Annotated in this window: 5 protein-coding genes; all 5 read right to left on the bottom strand. The window is 31.5% G+C overall.

Features of this window, described 5'->3' with window-relative positions:
- Positions 1-646 (bottom strand): hypothetical protein (locus tag ACKVOD_RS01675; protein ID WP_409207749.1); only part of this gene is annotated, 646 nt, incomplete at its 3' end.
- The gene (locus ACKVOD_RS01670) at positions 643-1,236 is read right to left on the bottom strand and encodes a methyltransferase domain-containing protein (protein ID WP_409207748.1); all 594 of its coding nucleotides are present in this window, start codon (positions 1,234-1,236) and stop codon (positions 643-645) included. The genes ACKVOD_RS01675 and ACKVOD_RS01670, both read right to left, overlap by 4 nt.
- Entirely contained in the window at positions 1,236-2,012 is a 777-nt protein-coding gene (locus tag ACKVOD_RS01665; RefSeq protein ID WP_409207747.1) for a glycosyltransferase, read from the bottom strand. Before ACKVOD_RS01665 ends, ACKVOD_RS01670 begins: the two co-directional genes overlap by 1 nt.
- A complete protein-coding gene (locus tag ACKVOD_RS01660) occupies positions 2,005-3,063 on the bottom strand; it encodes a metallophosphoesterase (RefSeq protein ID WP_409207746.1) in 1,059 nt (352 codons plus the stop codon). The genes ACKVOD_RS01665 and ACKVOD_RS01660 overlap by 8 nt, the downstream gene beginning before the upstream one ends.
- Positions 3,053-3,340: hypothetical protein (locus ACKVOD_RS01655; protein ID WP_409207745.1), on the bottom strand; the 288-nt coding region annotated here is incomplete at its 5' end. The genes ACKVOD_RS01655 and ACKVOD_RS01660, both read right to left, overlap by 11 nt.

Raw genomic sequence — 3,340 nt, 5'->3', positions numbered from 1 at the left:
TTACTGAAGCTGAACTGTTTTCAAGTTTAGCTCTGATGTTGTTTCTAATATAAGAGCCGTGGTGCATCTGTATTTGATTTCTTTTAAGTAATAAAGGAGTTTTCAATCCTAAAATGCTTCTTGTAGGATCTACAAGAACTGGTACAGGAGCGCCTAAAACAAAACAAGATTGTTCGTCAACTTTTGTAATTAAAGACACATAGTAATCTTCTGGGGGATCAAGAATATATTCCCAGTTGTGGTGATATGTTAGCATTTGACAGTAGGAAGAATCATAATCTCCTTCTTGAACGAGTTTCTTTAAACTGGCAAATTCTTTTGTAATATAATACTCATCACAATCCATTGACATGTGATGGGAGCAGCCTGCAGTTAAAGATGTTTGTAACCCAATATTGCGCTTTTGTAATTCGTTGAAATGCCCTCCTCTTTGTATTTCAGGAGTATATAAAAGAATTTCGTCAACTAATTTTTCTTTTTTAATTTTTTTTAACAAAGGAAGTAAATTTTCGGTGCAAGACTTTCCAAAATTAGAGGTAGTTTGACAGACCACAGAAATAAAATCTACATGGTTTTTAATTTGCTCAATTGAACCTTCCAATAGTTCTTCTCCGTCAAAAATGTTATAACTGATTCCTAATTTCATTTTTTAATTCCCCAAAAATACAAATCGCAATGATTTGGTTCAGCTTCGAATTTATATGAAGAGAAAATTTGGTCCACGTTGATGCATGACCGAACGTCTTCTTCTGTTACGTTTTTATAATATTCTGAGTCCCAATTCTCTCTAAACACATTAGGCATCGTAACCCAATTAGTGGTGGAATTTCCTTGAGCTGTTGTTTGTTTTTCTTTGTCAATTTTATCTTGAGTTTTTGTTCCATGAATTGGTCTTCCTGTTGTAGCACAAGTAAAAATAAACAAACCTCCCGATTTTAACATTCTTACAGCATTTTGAATGCTTTCTTTGTAAAAAGGATTGTGTTCCCAACACTCGCATGAAATAATAGTGTCAAAGTAATTGTCCGGAGCATCATACTCATTAGCCGGACAAACTACATCTACTCCTTTTCCTGGTCCAACATCTAAGCCAATAAAATCACAATTGTCAAACCACGGCTTTTCGTTTCCGTTAACATCAAACGAGCCAATATCCAAAACTTTTTGGTTTTTAAAAGCTTCAGGAAATGTGTTTTTTATTCTATCCAAATATTCTTTTTGTTGTTTATGTGCCATTATAAAATTTCTTTGAGTTGAGTTTCGTTGTCAAAAACAAACTTTTTTAGTGTTTGGTAATCTTGTGTAAGAAGGCGTCCATTACTCTTTCTTGTTTGGCTTTCATAATGAAAGGCTAAGGCCTTTCCACATAAAATGGTTTTCTTATTCAAAAGATAACACCTTAAAGCCATCTCAACATCATGAAGGCTATCAATATAATTTGATGGAAACCAATTAATTTCTTTAAAAGTTTGTGTATCCATTAACATTAGAGCTGCTGTATTTCCCTTGACAAACAAATCGTCTTCTACTTTAAAATTATCTCTTTCTCTAAGATTGTTGTGTGTTATTGCAAGCTCGTTGTTTCTTTTTTCAATAAAAATTCCTTTGTGCTGAATAGAGCCGTCTCCGTAATATAGCTTTGCTCCAACTGTTCCAGTATTTGGATGTTTCTTATATGTTTCGATCATTTCATCCAAACAATTTGTAATAAATTCAATGTCATTATTACAAAACACAATTATTTTTTCGTCTTGTAAATAATTTTTAATAATTTCATTAACGTTTTTACCAAAATCATAATAATTGAATGAAATTAAAGTAGCATTTTTTTGTTTTTTAAAATTTTCTTTTAAAAAATGTTGAAGCTCTGTTAATTTATCTTGGTCTGAACCTGTATCTGCTATGTAGATATGATAATTTATAAATTTTGTTTTATCTTGAATTGACTTTAAACATTTGAAAAGTAAATTGTTAAGATTTTTATGTAAAATAATAATTGCTAACTTATTCATGAGATACTTGGCATACTTTATACAATTCCAAACATTTGTCAAGCACTTCTTTTTTAGTAGCTCTGGTTTCTACATGATCAACAAATTCATGAAATGCTGTTTCAATATCAATCGACAACTTTTTGACTTCTTTTGTATCGATTTGTGCTGTATCCAAAATATTAAACTCTGTTCTGAACTGCAAAGGTCCATATTGCGTGAGTTTAGAAATAAGCAAATCAAGAGTTAGAGTATCTAATTTAATATCGACGTATACGCTTACAATGTTTCCTTTAATAAGAGCAGGAAGATCTTGATATTTTTTTTGAAGAAGTTCTGAAATTTTTAAACGAAAATGTTTAGGAGTAATTGTATTTTCAACAAACTTAAATTTAGTTAAATCATCAAAATCAATAATAGTGACACCTTTTCGTTGATCTCTGTCTCCAAAATCCATCTCATAAGGAGATCCAAGATACATCACATACTTGTTATTATCATATGTTCTGTGTTCTTTGTAGTGAAAATGTCCAGTAACAACAGCATCAGCCTTTTCCAACAAATCAGTAGAAGAGTCTCCGTGATCACAAATCTTAGTTGCATTCATTCTAAAATTAGCAATCTCAAAGTGACCAACGAGCATGTCAACTTTGTCTAAATTTTTTACTACAGTCTTCCAAGGACAAAATGTAACAAGCTTTTCTCCAACTTGAATAGTAGTTGGGTTAGTATAAACATTGATATTATCTCGCTCTAAAATCTCTACAGAATTTACTTCTACAGTTGAAGACAAAAAAGCGTCATGGTTACCTGGAACTAAATGAACTTGATAATCTTTAAGAATATTAAAAAACTTTTTGGCTGTATGCAACGTATTAACACCAATTTCGTGTCTGTCATGAAATACGTCTCCTGCAAAAAAGATAGTATCAAGCTTGTGTTCCTTCATTACTTTGTTAATCCACTCAGCAAGATCCAAACAAATTTTATGCCACGTTTGGGAGTTTTGATGTACTCCCAAATGTAGATCAGAAAAGAAAAGAACTTTATTGTTTTTTGGATTAACCTTCAAAGTGGCCATTTTGCGTATAATCGTCACTAGACATGTTGTGAGTGTTTTTTCTAGAAGGAATATAACCACTGCAAACGTGATCTTCATATTTTTCTTCTTGATATCGCTTCAATGTTTCAAAATCCTTTTTGTTTTTCTTAATGCAATTTTGAAATGCATGATAAGCAACTTTAGTAAAATACGAAAAGGGATTAAAGCCTGCACTACATTTAAACCGTTTCCTTCTCAAAGCTGTCATCATTTTAACAATAGCGTCTCCTTGCATTTCTGTTTTAAA

The sequence above is a fragment of the Flavobacterium sp. genome (assembly GCF_046155325.1).
Classification (GTDB): Bacteria; Bacteroidota; Bacteroidia; order Flavobacteriales; family Flavobacteriaceae; genus Flavobacterium.
This window is presented reverse-complemented; position numbering and strand designations above follow the sequence as displayed.